This is a genomic window from Dolichospermum sp. DET69 (assembly GCA_017355425.1).
In the GTDB taxonomy this organism is placed as follows: domain Bacteria; phylum Cyanobacteriota; class Cyanobacteriia; order Cyanobacteriales; family Nostocaceae; genus Dolichospermum.
In genome coordinates, this window is the sequence record CP070233.1 from 3,376,129 (window position 1) to 3,394,322 (window position 18,194).

Here is an 18,194-nt window from a genome sequence, read left to right on the forward strand (position 1 = left end):
GTCAAATATCCTATAATGGTTTAACATCCTGACTGCTGTAACGGTGTATCGGTGCGAAACCACTACTTTTGAACTTGTGAATTTCTGAAAATTATGGCGATTATCTCCTCTAAAAAACAGCCTCCAGAACCCAACGGAGAACCCAAACAGCAACGGGAATTAGCCAAAGCACCCCCCGAAAATCTGTTACAATCAGAAGCTGCTATTCATGAACAAGGTAAACCAGAAGAGAGTATTCGTCCGCAAAAATTTGCTGATTACATTGGACAAAAGGATTTAAAAGACGTTTTAGATATAGCCATTAAAGCAGCCAAGTCTAGAAATGAAGTCATGGATCATTTGCTGTTGTATGGACCACCAGGTTTAGGTAAAACCACAATGGCCATGATTTTAGCCTCAGAAATGGGGGTAAGTTGCAAAATTACCAGCGCTCCAGCATTAGAACGGCCACGGGATATCCTGGGGTTATTGGTAAACCTGAAACCAGGGGATGTGTTATTTATAGATGAAATCCATCGGTTATCACGAATGACTGAGGAAATTCTCTATCCAGCAATGGAAGATTATCGCTTAGATATTACAGTGGGTAAAGGTTCCAGCGCCAAAATTAGAAGTATACCTTTATCTAAATTTACCTTAGTCGGGGCAACAACCCGCGTCGGGGCTTTAACTTCTCCATTGCGCGATCGCTTTGGCTTAATTCAGAAGTTGCGCTTTTATGAAGTGGAAGAACTCACCCAAATTGTACTTCGCACCGCTGACTTTTTACAAACCACAGTTAACCCCGATGGGGCTATAGAAATAGCTAAACGGTCGCGGGGAACACCCAGAATTGCAAATAGATTACTAAAAAGAGTCCGTGATTATGCGGAAGTAAAATCTTTTACAGAAATCAATAAAATTGTTGCAGCAGAAGCATTAGAACTATATCAAGTTGATCCTTGTGGTTTAGATTGGACAGATAGAAAAATGCTCACTGTGATTATTGAAAACTTTAATGGTGGTCCTGTAGGTTTAGAAACTATCGCTGCTACCACGGGAGAAGACACCCAAACTATTGAAGAAGTTTATGAACCATATTTAATGCAAATAGGTTATTTAAGTCGCACACCTAGGGGAAGAATAGCCACTAAAGCAGCCTATCAACACATGGGTTTTAAACCACCTAATGAGCAGCTATCATTATTATAAGCAAACAGATATATATCAGATCCCTGACTTCTTGAAGAAGTCCGGGATCTAAAATAAATTGACACTCTCAGGGAAGACAGCCACTGAGATTCTACTGACAGAATTAGATTAAGAGTTCAGTTTAATCTAATCTCGCTGCGACCGCCAAACGCCGCCTAGACGCTCAAAACAACTGCCAATCAAGGTGTTGAAATTGCGCTTACTTTTATTGTTTTTGTGAATCCATCACTAAGCCAAGACTTGGTACGCTCCACACTCTGCCATTACTCGCTCTTTTAAGTCATACTGCCGTTAGGGCTTGAACCTAACCGTTGTTTCTTATGAGCCGGGGTTTCTCCAGACTAGGATGCTTCAACACATAGATGTTTTTTGTTCTTACTCACAATTTAATTGTAACATACCACAGGGATTAAAATCCCTCGTGTCGCTTATATCTCAGGGAGCCAAGCCACTGAGTTTTACGCTTACCGGATGCTCTTATAAATAATTATTCTAGCTTCTCTACATTCCAGTTGCTAATAATAGCTGTTGTTCTGGAACAGGAGCGAAAATATCTTCATAACTTGGAAAAATTTCAAATACTGAATCAAGTTGGGTAAGTTCCAAAATCAATTTTACTGGAGCTTTGACATTGCAAAGAACTAACCGACAACCACTTTGACGCGCCGATGTCAGGGCTTTGACGAGGGGGACTAATCCCGAACTATCCATGAAATCCACTGCTGCTAAATCTATAACCCAGAGTTGGTGATGCTGAGGTTCTATTTCAGCCATCTGCTCGCTCAAGACTGTACCACTATCCAGGTCTATGCTACCTTGGGGTTTGAACAAAATTACTTGGCGTTCTTGTGTAAGAGTCATAAATTTAACCGATTATTTAAAACACAAAAGAAAGAGGACATTGACATCAATACTGTACTGTTTATAATTCAACCGCATAAAGACTATTTTCGCAAAGTTATGGAAATTAATAGCAGTGCAGTTGAGCAAAGTTTTTTCAGTATTTATGTCGTATAATTTGTTGATATGTCTTTCTAGTATAAGCATAGTTTACCGCTAATTTCGGTAACAAACTTATCATTATGTCAACTATTGTCTATCTTAAACTCAAAACTCATAAGTTGTGGTTGCGGTTTAATTGACAGCCTAGCCAAAAGCAAGCAAAGATATGGTAAAGGTAAAAATTTGTAAACTCGGTGGTGCTGGATGTCTTTTGAGCTACTTTCACTAGAAAACATCCAAGAAATTGCTCATAATTATGGTTATTTAGCAATTTTCTTGGGAATCTTGCTAGAAAATTTGGGTATTCCTCTTCCTGGTGAAACCGTAACTATTGTTGGTGGTTTCCTGGCTGGTAGCAATGAATTAAATTACTGGCTGGTTCTTGCTAATGCTGTTGGAGGTGCTGTAATTGGTGGTAATTGCGGCTATTGGATTGGGAGAGTGGGTGGTTGGCCTTTTCTGCTAAAAGCTGGAAAGATTTTCCGCATTTCAGAAGTACGATTATTGAGTATTAAAGAGCAATTTACTGAAAACGCTGCTAAAGCTGTATTTTTTGGTCGCTTTTTTGCATTATTGCGAATTTTTGCTTCACCACTTGCGGGTATAGCGGAAATGCCTTTTGGCAAGTTCCTGATTTACAACGTAGCTGGAGCGACTGTTTGGGGTAGTGTCATGGTGACTTTAGCTTTCTTTGCAGGGAGAATAATTTCCCTTGAACAATTGGTGGCTTGGGTAAGTAAATTTGCAATTTTGGCGTTACTTATTTTGGTTGCTGTGATTGCTGTACCAATTTGGTTGGAGTCCCGCGAAGTTAAGGAACAAACTGAAGAATAGGTAATGGGTAATGGGTAATGGGTAATCACCTATTACCTATTACCAATCACCAATCACCTAATTACTTGTTGCCTTGCGCCCAAATGCGTGTAGGTAATCCCCAAACGTAAATAAAGCCTTCCGCAGCTTTGTGATCAAATTGATCTTCTGCGCCGTAGGTGGCTAAATCAGGGGTGTATAGGGAATTATCACTCCAACGACCAACGATGATGGCGTTACCTTTGAAAAGTTTTAAGCGGACTACACCAGAAACTCTCTCTTGTGTTTGTTGAATAAAAGCATCTAAAGCAGTTTTGAGGGGACTGTACCAAAGTCCGTTATAGACTAATTTGGTATAAGTTTCTTCTATGCCTCGTTTGTATTGACTGACATCCGCTGTTAAAGTCAAGCTTTCTAAGTCACGGTGAGCATTAATTAGAACTACCATTGCTGGTGATTCGTAGATTTCCCGTGATTTAATACCTACTAAGCGGTTTTCAATCATGTCAATCCGCCCAATCCCATGATTACCAACGATTTTATTGAGTTGTTCAATTAACTCAACTGGATTTTTTGATGTACCGTTGATGGTTGTAGGCAGCCCTTTTTGAAAGCCAATTTCTAGATATTCCGGCTCGTTGGGAGTATCAGCTATGGCTTTGGTCATTTCATAGATTTCTTCTGGTGGCTCATTTGCTGGATCTTCTAAGGAACCAGCTTCAATACTGCGACCAAGTAAGTTTTTATCTATACTGAAGGGAGAGGATTTTTTTACTGGTGCAGGAATACCAAATTGCTCACCATAAGCAATGGTTTGTTCCCGACTCATTCCCCATTCTCTGGCTGGGGCAAGGATTTTCAGGTTGGGATTGAGTGCCGTACAGGATACATCAAAACGTACTTGGTCGTTACCTTTGCCTGTACAACCGTGAGCGATCGCATCTGCACCATATTTTGCAGCGGCTTCTACTAAAATCTTAGCAATCAAAGGCCGAGCCAGGGCTGTTCCTAAAGGATAGCGATTTTCATAGAGGGCGTTAGCTTGAATTGCGGGAAATGCGTAGTCTTTAACAAAGATATCCTTAACATCCACTACCAAGGATTCACTTGCACCCGATTTCAGGGCTTTTTCTCGAACTGGTTCTAATTCATCTCCCTGACCTAAATCTGCGGCTAGGGTAATTATCTCTTCTACTCCCCACTCTTTCTTTAAGTAGGGAATACAAACAGAAGTATCAACTCCACCAGAATATGCTAAAACAACCTTTTTGGCGCGACCCATTAGTTTCTCCACTTAGGAAAACAAAGAATGAGTCATTATTATATCTGACTTGTCTAGCGGATGTTTTTTTTATGCAACAGTGACTTTGACATATTTGTTTTATCCTAAATATGGGTAATAGTTTTTTGGGTGAAACTGTGTTTTTTAGTATTGTAATTCCAACTTATAACCGCTTACCAATTTTAGAAAAGTGTCTCCGCGCTTTAGAGTCACAGGAGTTAAGCAACAAAAACTATATAGAAGATTATGAAGTTGTATTAGTAGATGATGGTTCTACTGATGGCACTTTAAATTGGTTAACAGCAAATAAAGATGAGTTTCCTCATGTCCGCTGTTTTGAACAGAATCATGCAGGACCGGCTGCGGCGCGAAATTTAGGGGTAGAAAAAGCGCAAGGTGACATAATTATTTTTATTGATAGTGATTTAGTGGTTTTATCTAATTTCCTGCAAGCTCATACAAATGCTTTGCTACAGGGAAGAGAGACGTTAGGAAGCGATCGCTTTTTTACTTACGGTGCGGTAATTAATACTTGTAATTTTGCCAATCCCACTGCTGAACCTTATAAAATCACAGATTTTTCTGCGGCTTTCTTTGCTACTGGTAATGTAGCTATTCCTAAACATTGGTTAGAAGAAGCTGGATTATTTGATAATGGTTTTCAACTTTATGGTTGGGAAGATTTAGAGTTAGGTGTCAGGTTAAAAAAATTAGGTTTGCAATTAATTAAATGTCCTGAAGCTGTTGGTTATCATTGGCATCCACCTTTTAGTTTACAGCAAATTCCTAAGTTAATTGATCAGGAAATTCAACGCGGACGCATGGGAGTTTTGTTTTATCAAAAACATCCTACTTGGGAAGTGAAAATGATGATTCAAATGACTTGGTTTCATCGTTTGCTGTGGGGGATTCTTTCTTTAAATGGGTTGTTGAATGAAAGAACTATGTCGCCGTTTTTGCAATGGTTGATTGATTTAGGTAAGCCACAATTGGCTTTGGAAATTGCGCGGATTTTTTTGAATTGGTACAATGTCAAGGGTGTTTATGCAGCTTATGCTGAAATGCAGGATAAATAAATACTTTCACTCCTGATTCCTCTATAGGATGGTTTGATTATGCAAACGCCGCAAGTAAAAAAAACGCAGTTACAAGAGAGTGACAATCTTTATGAAAGTGATTTTTACGCTTGGACTCAACAACAGATTAATGTATTGCTTCATAAACAATGGAGTCAGATTGATGTTGTCAATTTGGTTGAGGAGATTGAATCTTTGGGAAGAAGAGAACGTCAAGAATTAAGAAATCGTCTTAGTATTTTACTTGGTCATTTATTGAAGTGGGAATATCAACCAAATAAACGTAGTCGAAGTTGGTTAGCAACTATGAGAATTCAAAGACGGGATATTTTAAAGTTACTTAATGATAATCCTAGTCTAGGTTCTTATGTTGTAGAAGCAATTACAGAAGCATATCAAAATGGTAGAGATTTAGCAGTGAGTGAAACTAATTTACCTTTTGCAAGTTTTCCAGAACAGTGTTTATATTCATGGGAAGATGTGATGAATGAAAGTTTTTATCCTGGTTTACCGACAAGTGATGATTTAATCGGATAATAACGATTTCAGGAAGTATGATTATTGATGATATATTATTAGATAATCTCTAAAAACGGATGAGAGATTAAATAATTTTTCATCATTTTCTAATTTAGTTAATAAGAATCTTCTCGTTAATGATTGTAACCCGTTTATTATATCTATTGATGAGAGGGATAATAATTTTTTTATGTCATCTCTGGATATAGGTTTATCTTGTTGACTGATTTTTAATAATATCTCTTTTTCAATTTTAGATAATCTCATCCATATTGAATCAAACAAAGATTTGAAGTCTGCTGTTAATATCAAACTATTTTCTTTAAGAAGTTCTGATACTTCTCCCTGAAATACATCTTTAATTAAAATACTAATATACTGTAAATATCGAGGATGACTTTCATATAATTTAATTAAGTCTAACCAAGCTTCTTCATTTTTTAATCCTTGATTTTTTAATATCTCTGTAGCTGCATTATTTAATCCTGATAGTTCTAAAGAATGAATTGGGTAAAGTTCACTATCTAAAGAAATCATTTCTTGGCATTTTTCTTGACTAATTAAAATCACATTACTTTGATGTTGAGTTTCTATAATCATTGTGAAAAAGTTTTGATAATCTTGATATTCACTTTGATATTTTCCAGCAAATTGACCACTAACAAAGATATTATGAACATCATCAAGGATGATTAAACATTTTTTCTCATTAAGAATATTGAACAACTGCTTTAATTTATTATTCATATTTTCTTGAGCTTCTTGTTTACAAATATTCAATAAATCATCAATTAATAAATTTAAGGATTTAGGATATTTTAGACTTCTCCAAATCATTACTTCAAATTTATCTAAGTGTAAATCAACAAATTTTTTCACAAGCGTAGTTTTACCAATTCCAGATAATCCTAAAATTGAGATTAAATGAATATTTTGATTAAATATCCAGTTAGAAATGGTTTTAAGTTCAGTTTCTCTATTATAAAATTTGATTATTTGAGGTGCTAAAGTTAAATCATATTCAGATTTGTTAGAGTTATCAATATTATTATTTTGTTGTTTTTCTTTTTGATGTTTGGGACACCAATTAATATTATTATTTTTAATATTATTTTCAAAATTAAGAATTTTAGAAATTTGAGAAATTTTAGAGTTTGTAACTCTTTCTATAGTCCAACAAAAATTAGATTTATTAATATCTTCTCCTAACTGTTCAGATAAAATTTTAAATAATTGCCTACTTTCATCACCAATATAACCTTCATCATAATCATAAATATCTGCAATTTGCCTATACGTTTTACCTCTAAATATCTCTTCAATAATCTTTTTTTGTAAATCATCTAAATGTTTCTCTGTCTGAGTAAATACTAAACCATCTACAAATTGTAAAATTTCTGTAACATTCATAAAAGCTAGATGAGTTAATAGTTTTAGCCATTATAACTCATTGTGTTTCCAGATAATCAGGTGTTTTCAGGTATTTTATTAATATTTCTTAATTAAGCATCAGGTAATATCACAGATTTTCTGGTATTACAAAAAAGCAATTTAGTATAAAAATAATTAATCAAGGTGCATTAAAACAAAATTATTTGACAGAAACAATGGTTAATCAACTTTATTATGGAGACAATTTAGAAGTTTTAAGACGTTATATTAGAGATGAGTCCGTTGACTTATGTTATATTGATCCTCCTTTTAATTCTAAACGCAATTATAATCAAATTTATAATAATGTTGGTTCAGAAGATAAAGCGCAAGCGCAAGCATTTATTGATACTTGGGAATGGGATGATCACGCTATTCATGGACTAGATGAAATTCTGACTAATTATCATGGTTTATTTACTCAACAATGTATTGCTTTGATTGCAGGTTTAAGCAATGTTTTAGGAAAAGGAAGTTTACTTGCTTATTTAGTAAGTATGACTTTAAGAATAACAGAAATTCATCGAGTTTTAAAACCTACTGGTAGTTTTTATCTACATTGTGATCCTACTGCAAGTCATTATTTAAAGTTAATCTTAGATGCTGTTTTTTCTTCTCAGGGTGGAGAGTTTCAAAATGAAATAATTTGGTGTTACTCCATTGGTGGTAAAAGTAAAAAAAGATTTGCTAGAAAACATGATGTAATTTTGTTTTATACTAAAAGCAGTAAAGATATACATACCTTTAATCATAAAGGAGCCTCCATTGCTAGAAAACCTAATTCTCATATGAAAGTAGGAACAGATGAAGACGGCCGTCAATATCAAGAAAAAAAAGATAAAAAAACAGGAAAAATTTATAGATATTATTTAGATCAGGGTAAAATAGCAGAAGATTATTGGACAGATATTGAAACTCTTAATAGAGAAGAAAAAGAACGTTTAGGTTATCCCACACAGAAACCAGAGGCATTATTAGAAAGAATAATTAAAGCAAGTTCTAATGAAAATGATATAGTATTAGATGCCTATTGTGGATGTGGTACAACCGTTGTAGTTTGCCAAAAATTAGAGCGACAATGGATAGGAATTGATATTACTTATCAAAGTATTAGTTTAGTCTTAAAAAGATTAGAAGATAGCTTTGGTAAAGAGGTTTTAGAAACTATTAAACTTCATGGTATTCCTAAAGATATAGAAAGTGCAACAGCATTAGCAAATAAAGCAGATGATCGCACTCGTAAAGAATTTGAAAAATGGGCAATTTTGACTTATACTAATAACAGAGCCGTAATTAATGCTAAAAAAGGTGCAGATAAAGGTGTAGATGGAATTGTTTATTTTCAAGGTGATAAAAATGAACCAGAAAAAGTAATCTTTCAAGTAAAATCTGGTAAAGTCAAATCGGGAGATATTCGGGATTTATTAGGAACAATGACCATAGAAAACGCTAGTATAGCCATATTTATAACTTTAGAAAATCCTACTAAAGAGATGTTAAAAACTGCTAAATCTGCTGGTTTTTATCAGAGTAAATATATGAGTCATAGTTGTGATAAAATTCAGATTGTTACAGTTGAAGATATCATTGAAAATAAACAAAAATTAAATATTCGTTTAAGTTATGAAGTTGTTAAAAGTGCTGAAAAACAAAAAGAAGTGAAAGTTAATCAAATAGAGTTAGATATTTAATCACTACTAAGCAGGTTAGCTTGACGGAATGAAACCCAGCATTTAACTTAATTTGCTTCTTAACCCACGAAGGTGGGTTTTGTCTGTGTAGCCGGTTTTTATCAGAGTAAATATATGAGTCATAGTTGTGATAAAATTCAGATTGTTACAGTTGAAGATATCATTGAAAATAAATAAAAATTAAATATTCGTTTAAGTTATGAAGTTGTTAAAAGTGCTGAAAAACAAAAAGAAGTGAGAGTTAATCAAATAGAGTTAGATATTTAATCACTACTAAGCAGGTTAGCTTGACGGAATGAAACCCAGCATTTAACTTAATTTGCTTCTTAACCCACGAAGGTGGGTTTTGTCTGTGTAGCCGCGACTTCCAGTCGCCAGGGGAGGTAACTGGGAAGATATGCCTTGATCTTTTCCTGCAACATAATCTTGCCATGCAGTAGAACTTAAATCTAATAATTCACTTTCGATATCATCATCATTGATAACATCACCAAGCAATTGCTTCAAATCATCCAATAAACGTAGTTTTTCATGCAAACTAAAACTTTGTATTTCTGCCAGTACATCATTATAGGTCTTCATTATTTTAAATAAAAATAAATACTTACTTTATATTTTATCATATTTTTTAAATAGTGATTTCCTAGCCTCAACCACAGATTTATTCATACAGCACTTCCCGGTATTATGAAGTGCAATTATCTTTCAACAGTTTACACTTTAATTCCTGAGAAGATATGCCTTGATCTTTTTATACTTCAAATTGAAGTGCAGAATGTGGGCTATAAATATTCCCGATTCCTCATTCCTTATTCAGAATTATCTAAATTATTATTAATCATAGATTCACTCATAAATTGTTCAATACTTTCAGGAAAATTTCTATTCCTCAATTTCTACATCTGCTACTAAATCATCTATTTCTTCGCTCATTTCCTGAGTGTACATCACCAATTTATCAGGATTTTTAATAGCATCTTTCATTAAAAAATCTAAAAATAAACTTAACATCAGATATTCATCTTCATCATGATTATCAATATTATCTGCTTCTAATTTTACTAATAGTGTGTTATCTGATAACATTTGTACATAACCTGAAGCATTGGCTAAATGAGGATAATCTTTAAAAAAAGAACGCGGAAAACGAAAACCGTCTTGATTTCCAATTTTTGCAGGATTAATAGGATAGATTTTATCAGCCATAATGTTTGTATGTTACTGGTTTTTCCCAAGTTCTTCCCAGATATATAGTTTTATTATAACATAAGTTATAACTTATGTTATTGTTTTTAACAATTACATTCTGTAAATCCTGTAATTCGACACTTCGATGAGTGTGACATAAACGTAGTTTTCCATTCAAACTAAAACTTTGTATTTCTGCCAGTACATCGTTATAGGTCTGCATTGTTCTCAATAAAAATACTCATTTTACGTATTATCACATTTTCTAAATAGTGATTTCCTAGCCTAAAAATACAGATTTATTCATATTTCTAATTTTTTAATGATAATTAACTTAAGTTAAGAAAAATTAACATAGATTACAAATGATAACTAACATCATATTTTATTAATTTTATCCGGCAAAATTAGCAGTATGCTTGATCATAGGCAACCTGGTGTAAATTTATTTAATTAGGCGTAAAGAAACTTAATATGCATCACTTTTTTTGCTCGTTAGTATTAGTTTAACTGCTAATTAGTTGATTTATGCCTAAATACTTAACTTAGTTGTTCACCACTCCAGAAACAACATTCTGATAGCTTGCGTGGTGCAGCCATGGCTCAATACTAGCAGCAAAAACTACAAAAACCTTCACGACAAAGACCTAAAAATGATCCAAAAAATTTTGCTGGCTGTCTCTGGTTTGGGACACGCAGAAGAAATGCTCAAGAACTTGAAAGAACTGCCTTCATTTAGCGGTGCAAAAGTCACTGTTCTCCACGTTGTCACTCCACAAAGCACTTCTGCTGTGATGACGGATAAATGGGAAGAAGGTGGCAAGATTCTCGCTAATGCTATTCAGAATTTAGACTTAGATCCTAGCCAAGTTTCTTCGATTTTGCGTCAAGGTGATCCCAAAGATGTAGTTTGTCAAGTAGCTGACGAAATGGGAGCTGACTTGATTATCATGGGTTCACGCGGATTGAAGCGCCTACAATCAATTTTATCCAATTCTGTCAGTCAGTACGTTTTCCAATTGTCTTCCCGTCCCATGTTGCTAGTGAAAGATGACATTTATGTCAAAAACATTAAGCGCATTATGGTAGCAATGGATAATTCTGAGTCTGCTAAAAACTGCTTAAATTTAGCTTTGTTCTTACTCCGGGGTCTTAACGGTGGACAATTAGTTTTAGCTAATGTCAACACGGATTTAGGTGGTAAATTATCGGGGGTTACTGATCTTAAACCAGAAAGAACTTCTGTGTTGGGAATGGCTATAGCAGAAGCCCAAAGGCAATCTGTAGCGGTGCGTTGTGTTGCCAGCAGTGGTAAACCTGGTGAAGAAATCTGTCGTTTGGCAAGTGAGTTGAATATAGACTTATTATTGATTGGTTCTCCGGACCGTCGCCCATCTATTGCGAAGAATTTTGTTGATTTAGATCGGCTAATAGGTTCGTCTCTATCTGACTATGTTCGGGTTAATGCTACTTGTCCAGTTCTTTTGTCACGAACGATTGCTTAATTTAATCAGAGGACTCCACAAAAAAGATGAACTGCTTGCAGCAGCGCTAGTTCTACGTTATCCAATCTTGTGGGATGGGCATCCTGCCCGTCCTGATATTATTAGCAGGCAAGATGCCTGCACCACAAGAAATTTTGGGATATTTTTTATTTGGAAGTCTCTAAACAAAAACCCCCTAAACTAATATAGTGCGGGGGTTTTTATTTTATAGTCCAATTATTAACTATCTTTTCCACCTTCACGGCTGGCAGTTTGGATGTAAAGCATGATTAAAAATACGGCAGGTACTAGTACGAACAAAATGCTCGCTACGAAACCCAGTTCATTAACTTGCATAGCAAGATAGCCTTTTGTGTAATTTGCAGTCAACTATTCTAGAATAGCATCATAGGTGACAGAATGAAGCCAAATATTTTTGGCTGGTAAATGCTAATTTTGAGTTGACAGCAAAATTTAAGGTTTGGTGATAACCGTAACGGGTCCATTAACTAAGGTTTGACAAGCTAGACGCAAGTTATCAGGCTTGTTTTTGAATTTGCGGTTTTCTAAATCTGTCCGCGGAGAAAGGTTTTCTAGTCCCTCGGTAATTTGGACAACGCAAGTAGTACATTGTCCTGAACCACCGCAATTGGTCACTTTGGCGAGAAATTTATAGATATCAATCCCATTTTCTACAGCTTTGAGTCGAAGATTAGCGCCGTCTGCGGCAACTATTTCTTTATTCTCTTTCACAAATTTGATATTTCCCATCGGAGATTCCTGGTAATTGAGGATGTGATTGGATTAATTATATGGATTTATTGCAAAATATTAAGAAATATTAATTTTACAAAAAAATGGGACAGGTTACATAAACCTGTCCAAAGAATTGGAAATTGGTAATTTATCTGAAACCCACTGCTGCTTGCCAAACAAATGCAAGTAACAAAAAGAAGACGGGAATAACAGGTAATACATCTACCAAGGGGTTGAAGATTTGGTAAGCTTCAGGCAGTTTCGCTAGTAATAGTGCTGCTTCCATGTTTGTTTAAATCCACCTAATAATCAAATACAGCTTTTATATGCGATATCTATTTTAACATGATTAGGTCACTCAATTTTAGATTTTAGATTTTGGATTGATTACAAAGATTAATGCGGGGTTTGTCCCCTGAATGATCAGTCTTCAGTTTTTTCTAGATCAAATTCCGATGGTTCGAGCCAGTGACCAAAATCTGTGACAAAGCGATCGCTCAAAATTGATTCTCGAATCTTTTGGGTAAAGCGAATCAATTCGGTGATGTTATGAATAGTCAACAAAGTATAAGCTAATATTTCCTGCGATCGCACTAAATGCGATATATAAGCCCGACTGAAATTTTCACAGGTATAACAAGGGCAAGTTGTATCCAATGGTGTAAAATCTTCACGAAACTTAGCATTTTTGAGATTCCAGCGTTCACCGGCAACAATACCTGTTCCATGTCTAGCCCATCTGGTGGGAATGACGCAATCAAATAAATCTATACCCGAAGCGATGGCGATCGCCATTTCTCGGTAAGTCCCCACACCCATCAAATACCGGGGTTTATCAATCGGTAACAGCGGGGCTGTGGTTTGGACAATTTGCGCCATTAAATCCGTTGGTTCACCGACACTCACACCACCAATGGCATATCCAGGCATATCTAACTGGGCCAATTCTTGAGCAGCCCGGGCGCGTAAATCTAAATATACCCCCCCCTGGACAATGGGAAACAATGCCTGATCCTGGCGGTCATGGGCTGATATACAGCGTTTTAGCCAGCGGTAAGTGCGCTCAGTTGCATCTTGTACCTCTTGACGGGTGGCGGGATAGGGAGGACATTCATCAAATGCCATGATCACATCCGCCCCTAAAATATTCTGAATTTCAATGGAGCGTTCTGGCGTTAAGTTAATGATTTGCCCATCATGGGGCGAACGAAAAATTACACCTTCTTCGGAAATTTTCCGCATTTCGCTCAGGCTAAAAACCTGAAATCCACCGGAATCGGTCAGCATGGGACCGGACCAACCCATAAACTTATGCAGCCCACCACCGCCAGCAACGATGGCTTCTCCCGGTTGGAGATGTAAATGATAGGTATTAGCTAACACCATCTGCGCTCCTGTGGCTCCCAATTGGGCAGGGGTGATAGTTTTGACGTTAGCTAATGTTCCCACAGGCATAAACCTGGGTGTTTCTACGATTCCGTGGGGAGTAGAAAATATTCCGGCTCTGGCTTTGGTCTGGCTACAGGTAGCGAGACGTTCAAAGGAAAAATTGGCACTCAAGGCAAAAATACTAGTTCGCTAAATTTATCCACCAACTTAACATTTTCTTGGCTACTTAGGGCAGTTCGTGGGGGTTTTTGTCTTGTGAGGGTGTCACCCTGCAATCCACTATTGCCCCAGAGAAGATATGATTTTGTTGTTAGAAGGAATCACAGGGGTCGTCATCAATTTCCGCATCCCATCTAGCTGCTAGGACTTGATCCATCATCGCTTCGATAACCGTGACGTTAAATTGGCGATTGCGTCGTTCTTGCAAAGGTGTGGTCAGGGGAATTAAACGTAAACACATTTGCTCTTGGATCAAGTCGAAGTAGGTTTCTTGCTGTGGAGATTGTTTTAATTCCAGATAATCAAAACTATCCACGTTGAGATATAGTGCATTGTTGGTGACTAAGGTAGACCGTTGGGAATTGGCAAATATTTCCATTATATCTCCGTCCCCCTCGCTCAGTAGCTTGTGGTCTTGGGTGTAGATATAGTGGACTCTACCTAAATCATGCAGCAATCGGTGAATATCAAGTTTGTTAACAACTATGCCCATGTTGACTATACACGGGGCTGGTATTTTTGTGTGGGGTAGATGATGACTCATAGAGAAATAGCGGTTTATGGAGGGTGAGTGACAACGCAGCCAGACTATCAATGAGATGGATTCTTAATTTCCTATAGTTCCAAAATATCAAGTTTGGGAGGCAATCGGCTCATCTTTGGAGGTAGATTGTCAGTCTGAGAGTAATTTATGATGAGAACATTTATATTCATGAATACTGGAAGTATTTGGTTAATTGAACTCTTTATCAAGTATGGCTAATGTTTTACGCTGGTGGCAACAGCAATTCTTAAATTTAGTTGCGGCTGTGATTTTCTATACTGCTATTCCCTTGCCATATTTGCAAAATTTAGACTTCCAAAAGGTGGCTTGTTTTGCGCCAGTGATTGGGTTGATGATTGGTGGGATTTTAGGTGGGTTAGATACGGGAATGAATTATCTTGGTGTGCCAGTGCTAACCCGTAATGCTTTGGTAGTGGGTGCGTGGATAGCAATTACGGGGGGATTACATTTAGATGGAGCGATGGATACGGCTGATGGTTTAGCGGTGGGTGATCCTGAACGCAGGTTGCAGGTAATGATGGATAGTGCAACTGGTGCGTTTGGAGCAATGTCCGCTATTTTGATTATTATTTTGAAAGTTACTGCTTTAACAGATATAGCTGAAAACCACTGTTTAGTATTAATGGCTGCTTGTAGCTGGGGACGTTGGGGACAACAATTTGCGATCGCTTGTTATCCTTATCTTAAACCTACTGGTAAAGGTGCGTTTCATAAACAAGCTATTCGTTCTTATTTAGATTTATTACCAAGCTTCTTTTTGCTGTTGGGTTTGAGTGCTGTTGTTTGGTTAATTAATCCGCAGAAGTTAGTTTTGGCTGTGGGGATGGTTTTGGCTGGGAGTGTGATTTCTGTTGTTACCGCAGCTTGGTTTAATTATCAGTTGGGTGGACATACGGGAGATACTTATGGCGCTGTGGTGGAATGGACTGAAGCCTTATTTCTGTGTGTAATTACTATTATTTAGGATTTGCTATATGGCTAAAGATCTATTTCATCAATCAGTCAAACAAGCCCTGATCAAAGACGGATGGACAATTACCAATGATCCATTAACTATTCGTATTGATCGCGTTAAACTAGAAATTGACCTTGGTGCAGAGAAAGTATTTGCGGCAGAAAAAGATGGACAGAAAATTGCTGTAGAAGTTAAGAGTTTTATCAATCCTTCCAATATTAGCGACTTTCATAATGCTTTAGGTCAGTTTCTTAGAGGTTGTTTGATAGCGAAGCGTGGCGTTAGCCTAAAGTATTAGATCAAACCGATAATCTCCAAAAACCTAACCCCCCTGCCCCCCTTCCCTACGTTAGCGCAGCGTGCCGAAGGCTGGGAAGGGGGGTTTCAAAGCCTCTCTCCTTATAGGGGAGAGGTTTGGAGAGGGGTTAATTTATACCTTGAAAACTTTTAAAACATCCTCTTAGTTATCGTCTTGCTCTGCAAATGACAGAATCTAATAGAATTCTTTACTTGGCTGTACCTATTGATATTTTCAATACCTTTTTTCAGGAACGTTTTACTCAAGCCGCAATTTTGCAGTATGACCTAAAAATCCTAGCTTACGAACCAAATCAAGAGGAGATAATCGCATGGAAAACCTAGCTAAATATCGCCAAATTGTCCGGGAATTACTAATTTCTCATGCCACCACAAATGAGCCAAATATTGAATGTCAACTTATTTTTGATACAGAACATGATCATTACCAAATTCTTGATCTTGGCTGGCAAGGGCTAAATCGTATTTATGCCTGTTATATCCATTTAGATATTAAAGACGGCAAAATCTGGATTCAACATAATATGACTGAAGCTGATATCGGTCAAGAATTAGTTGAAAAAGGAGTTCCCGCTTCAGATATTATTCTAGGTTTGCATCCTCCCTATAAGCGCCCTTACACTAATTACGGTGTTGCTTAAAGTGCGATGTCTTCAAGAATAATTAAAGTAACTCATCTTCTGTTAAATCAGCTTGTTTCATCAGACTTTTGAGAGTACCTATCTTTAAGTCTTTACTTCCATGAATAGGAATTATCACAGTTTTACTGTCTTTATAGTATTTAAAATGGCTACCATTAACATCAACTAATATCCAACCTTTTTTCTTCAGAATATTAGCTAATCTTTTTCCTGAAATTGATTTCATAAAGTAAGTTCTAATATTTGTCCAGATGGATTTTGATTAGGAATTGGTCTCAGATATAATTCAATTGCTTCTCTAAGATTGTTTTCTAATTCTTCCTTCGTATCACCTTCCGTAACACATCCTGGTAATGCTGGAACTTCTGCCCAAAAACCGCCTTCTTCTGCTTCATGTATGATTACTTGAATTTTCATAAATTATTCCGTTTAACTCGTTAATTCAATTATACTCAATCAAGGATGGATTGGACGCACAAATAATTAAAGGGACATCAAAAATAAGAAGTGCTATCGTGGTAGTCTGACACTAGCTTTGCTTTTCTGCATGATCCAGAAGAAAATATTTATATACTGAAAGATGGAAACTAAATCTTAGCTGTTAAACAAGTGCGATCGCTAAAATCATTTTGAGAATTAAAAACCAAAAACTTAGAATCTCACTATAACAGGAGACAATCTAATGACAACCAGAGAAAGACTCATCCAAAAAATCCAACAAATCCCTGAAGAAATAGTCGAAGAATTGCTTGATTCTCCGGGTAGGGGTTTAGCAGTGCTCATTGGTGTCAACTTAACGTAAAATCCATAGCCCGACTGGGAATGAATTCCCAGTCTCATAGCAAAAGTCATCTAAAGATGACTAAATAACCTGAAAATTGTTTAGTAAACTTTAGTTTACTTTGGTTATTAGCCCTGAAATTCATTTCTGGGCGGGTGTGGAAACCAACAAATAAGACATCTGTAGCTTAAGTTGACACCAATGAGCAGTGCTAAACCCTTACAAATCTGGGTTTTCGTGATTTTACAGAAGTCCATATCTCAACCGTTTTTAGTCGAATGCAATATAATTGAGGGCGGGGAAACCCCGCCCTTACTCTGACCTTTCAAATGCTTTCTCAAATCGGCAGTTTTTTGTAATTACTGAAGTTCCAAAATTGTCCTGAGAAATTACCACAATCTGCCATAGTCGGTTTGTTATTTTCACCATCATTGATGATATCTAAACATTTATTTTTCCCTGTAAACTGCGTTCTTAAACGGTAATATCCACGAGTTTTTGTCCGCTCTACGCTCCAAAATTGTCCTGAGAAATTACCACAATCTGCCATAGTCGGTTTATTATTTTCACCGTCATTGATGATATCTAAGCATTTATTTTTCCCTGTAAACTGCGTCCTCAAACGGTAATATCCACGAGTTTTTGTCCGCTCTACGCTCCAAAATTGTCCTGAGAAATTACCACAATCTGCCATTGTCGGTTTATTATTTTCACCGTCATTGATGATATCTAAGCATTTATTTTCCCCTGTAAACTGCGTTTTTAGCTGTGAATCTGAAGTTTGAGCATTTGCTTCCTTGCTGAGGGGGAGAAGCATGAACACAGGAAAAGTTACAGCCAAAAAAATACTAAACGGTTTATTCATAATTTTGAACAGTAAAAACACTATCATT

Annotated in this window: 24 protein-coding genes; 10 read left to right on the top strand and 14 right to left on the bottom strand. The window is 36.4% G+C overall.

What is annotated here, in order from left to right; all coding sequences use genetic code 11:
- Positions 1–93: 93 nt before the first annotated feature.
- Positions 94–1,191 (top strand): Holliday junction branch migration DNA helicase RuvB, encoded by a 1,098-nt coding sequence (gene ruvB / locus EZY12_15405; protein ID QSX66216.1) that lies wholly within the window; start codon positions 94–96, stop codon positions 1,189–1,191.
- A gap of 501 nt (positions 1,192–1,692) precedes the next feature.
- Here the strand turns inward: ruvB and EZY12_15410 are convergent.
- Positions 1,693–2,052: an STAS domain-containing protein gene (locus EZY12_15410; protein ID QSX66217.1), complete on the bottom strand. Its 360-nt coding sequence runs from the start codon at positions 2,050–2,052 to the stop codon at positions 1,693–1,695.
- Positions 2,053–2,397: 345 nt separating this feature from the next.
- Between EZY12_15410 and EZY12_15415 the strand changes: the two genes are divergently transcribed.
- A complete protein-coding gene (locus EZY12_15415; protein ID QSX66218.1) occupies positions 2,398–3,027 on the top strand; it encodes a DedA family protein in 630 nt (209 codons plus the stop codon).
- A 61-nt stretch (positions 3,028–3,088) separates the two neighbouring features.
- Here the strand turns inward: EZY12_15415 and EZY12_15420 are convergent, their stop codons facing one another.
- Positions 3,089–4,288 (bottom strand): argininosuccinate synthase, encoded by a 1,200-nt coding sequence (locus EZY12_15420; GenBank protein ID QSX66219.1) that lies wholly within the window; start codon positions 4,286–4,288, stop codon positions 3,089–3,091.
- A gap of 110 nt (positions 4,289–4,398) precedes the next feature.
- Between EZY12_15420 and EZY12_15425 the strand changes: the two genes are divergently transcribed.
- Together EZY12_15425 and EZY12_15430 are read left to right on the top strand one after the other, a co-directional pair.
- Positions 4,399–5,364, top strand: a complete 966-nt coding sequence (locus tag EZY12_15425) for a glycosyltransferase (protein QSX66220.1) — start codon at positions 4,399–4,401, stop codon at positions 5,362–5,364.
- A gap of 39 nt (positions 5,365–5,403) precedes the next feature.
- Positions 5,404–5,901 carry a DUF29 domain-containing protein gene (locus tag EZY12_15430; GenBank protein ID QSX66221.1) on the top strand — a complete coding sequence of 166 codons (498 nt, stop codon included), beginning with the start codon at positions 5,404–5,406 and terminating at the stop codon, positions 5,899–5,901.
- A gap of 21 nt (positions 5,902–5,922) precedes the next feature.
- Here the strand turns inward: EZY12_15430 and EZY12_15435 are convergent, their stop codons facing one another.
- On the bottom strand, positions 5,923–7,293 hold the full coding sequence (locus EZY12_15435; protein QSX66222.1) for an AAA family ATPase: 1,371 nt from the start codon (positions 7,291–7,293) through the stop codon (positions 5,923–5,925).
- Positions 7,294–7,478: 185 nt separating this feature from the next.
- Here EZY12_15435 and EZY12_15440 point away from each other — a divergent pair, with 185 nt between their 5' ends.
- Positions 7,479–9,005, top strand: coding sequence for a restriction endonuclease (locus EZY12_15440; GenBank protein ID QSX66223.1), 1,527 nt, complete (start codon positions 7,479–7,481; stop codon positions 9,003–9,005).
- Between the two features lie 309 nt (positions 9,006–9,314).
- On the opposite strand, the gene EZY12_15445 is transcribed toward EZY12_15440, so the two are convergent.
- The 3 genes from EZY12_15445 to EZY12_15455 all read right to left on the bottom strand — a co-directional run bounded on the left by EZY12_15445 (position 9,315) and on the right by EZY12_15455 (position 10,416).
- The gene (locus EZY12_15445) at positions 9,315–9,587 is read right to left on the bottom strand and encodes a hypothetical protein (GenBank protein QSX66224.1); all 273 of its coding nucleotides are present in this window, start codon (positions 9,585–9,587) and stop codon (positions 9,315–9,317) included.
- 300 nt (positions 9,588–9,887) lie between these two features.
- Positions 9,888–10,211 carry a hypothetical protein gene (locus EZY12_15450; protein QSX66225.1) on the bottom strand — a complete coding sequence of 108 codons (324 nt, stop codon included), beginning with the start codon at positions 10,209–10,211 and terminating at the stop codon, positions 9,888–9,890.
- Positions 10,204–10,416 (bottom strand): hypothetical protein, encoded by a 213-nt coding sequence (locus EZY12_15455; GenBank protein ID QSX66226.1) that lies wholly within the window; start codon positions 10,414–10,416, stop codon positions 10,204–10,206. Before EZY12_15455 ends, EZY12_15450 begins: the two co-directional genes overlap by 8 nt.
- A 430-nt stretch (positions 10,417–10,846) precedes the next feature.
- Here EZY12_15455 and EZY12_15460 point away from each other — a divergent pair, with 430 nt between their 5' ends.
- Complete coding sequence (locus EZY12_15460; GenBank protein ID QSX66227.1) at positions 10,847–11,698, top strand: universal stress protein; 852 nt, start codon at positions 10,847–10,849, stop codon at positions 11,696–11,698.
- Positions 11,699–11,917: 219 nt separating this feature from the next.
- Here EZY12_15460 and EZY12_15465 read toward each other — a convergent pair whose 3' ends face one another.
- The 5 genes from EZY12_15465 to EZY12_15485 form a co-directional block, all read right to left on the bottom strand.
- Complete coding sequence (locus tag EZY12_15465) at positions 11,918–12,034, bottom strand: photosystem II reaction center protein M (GenBank protein ID QSX66228.1); 117 nt, start codon at positions 12,032–12,034, stop codon at positions 11,918–11,920.
- 117 nt (positions 12,035–12,151) lie between these two features.
- On the bottom strand, positions 12,152–12,448 hold the full coding sequence (locus EZY12_15470; GenBank protein ID QSX66229.1) for a (2Fe-2S)-binding protein: 297 nt from the start codon (positions 12,446–12,448) through the stop codon (positions 12,152–12,154).
- 133 nt (positions 12,449–12,581) lie between these two features.
- Complete coding sequence (locus tag EZY12_15475; protein QSX66230.1) at positions 12,582–12,719, bottom strand: photosystem II reaction center protein K; 138 nt, start codon at positions 12,717–12,719, stop codon at positions 12,582–12,584.
- Positions 12,720–12,856: 137 nt separating this feature from the next.
- The gene (tgt, locus tag EZY12_15480; protein QSX66231.1) at positions 12,857–13,993 is read right to left on the bottom strand and encodes a tRNA guanosine(34) transglycosylase Tgt; all 1,137 of its coding nucleotides are present in this window, start codon (positions 13,991–13,993) and stop codon (positions 12,857–12,859) included.
- 139 nt (positions 13,994–14,132) lie between these two features.
- On the bottom strand, positions 14,133–14,585 hold the full coding sequence (locus EZY12_15485) for a hypothetical protein (protein ID QSX66232.1): 453 nt from the start codon (positions 14,583–14,585) through the stop codon (positions 14,133–14,135).
- Positions 14,586–14,796: 211 nt separating this feature from the next.
- On the opposite strand from EZY12_15485, the gene EZY12_15490 reads away from it, so the two are divergent.
- The 4 genes from EZY12_15490 (at position 14,797) to EZY12_15505 (ending at position 16,520) form a co-directional block, all read left to right on the top strand.
- Entirely contained in the window at positions 14,797–15,570 is a 774-nt protein-coding gene (locus tag EZY12_15490) for an adenosylcobinamide-GDP ribazoletransferase (GenBank protein QSX66233.1), read from the top strand.
- A gap of 10 nt (positions 15,571–15,580) precedes the next feature.
- The gene (locus tag EZY12_15495; protein ID QSX66234.1) at positions 15,581–15,859 is read left to right on the top strand and encodes a fatty-acid oxidation protein subunit alpha; all 279 of its coding nucleotides are present in this window, start codon (positions 15,581–15,583) and stop codon (positions 15,857–15,859) included.
- Between the two features lie 185 nt (positions 15,860–16,044).
- Complete coding sequence (locus EZY12_15500; GenBank protein ID QSX66235.1) at positions 16,045–16,203, top strand: hypothetical protein; 159 nt, start codon at positions 16,045–16,047, stop codon at positions 16,201–16,203.
- Positions 16,191–16,520: a XisI protein gene (locus tag EZY12_15505; GenBank protein QSX66236.1), complete on the top strand. Its 330-nt coding sequence runs from the start codon at positions 16,191–16,193 to the stop codon at positions 16,518–16,520. Before EZY12_15500 ends, EZY12_15505 begins: the two co-directional genes overlap by 13 nt.
- 22 nt (positions 16,521–16,542) lie before the next feature.
- Here the strand turns inward: EZY12_15505 and EZY12_15510 are convergent, their stop codons facing one another.
- From EZY12_15510 to EZY12_15520, 3 genes are all read right to left on the bottom strand, one after another.
- A complete protein-coding gene (locus EZY12_15510) occupies positions 16,543–16,746 on the bottom strand; it encodes a type II toxin-antitoxin system HicA family toxin (GenBank protein ID QSX66237.1) in 204 nt (67 codons plus the stop codon).
- Positions 16,743–16,937 carry a type II toxin-antitoxin system HicB family antitoxin gene (locus EZY12_15515; protein QSX66238.1) on the bottom strand — a complete coding sequence of 65 codons (195 nt, stop codon included), beginning with the start codon at positions 16,935–16,937 and terminating at the stop codon, positions 16,743–16,745. Before EZY12_15515 ends, EZY12_15510 begins: the two co-directional genes overlap by 4 nt.
- A 701-nt stretch (positions 16,938–17,638) precedes the next feature.
- A complete protein-coding gene (locus tag EZY12_15520; protein ID QSX66239.1) occupies positions 17,639–18,166 on the bottom strand; it encodes an RICIN domain-containing protein in 528 nt (175 codons plus the stop codon).
- Positions 18,167–18,194: the final 28 nt, after the last annotated feature.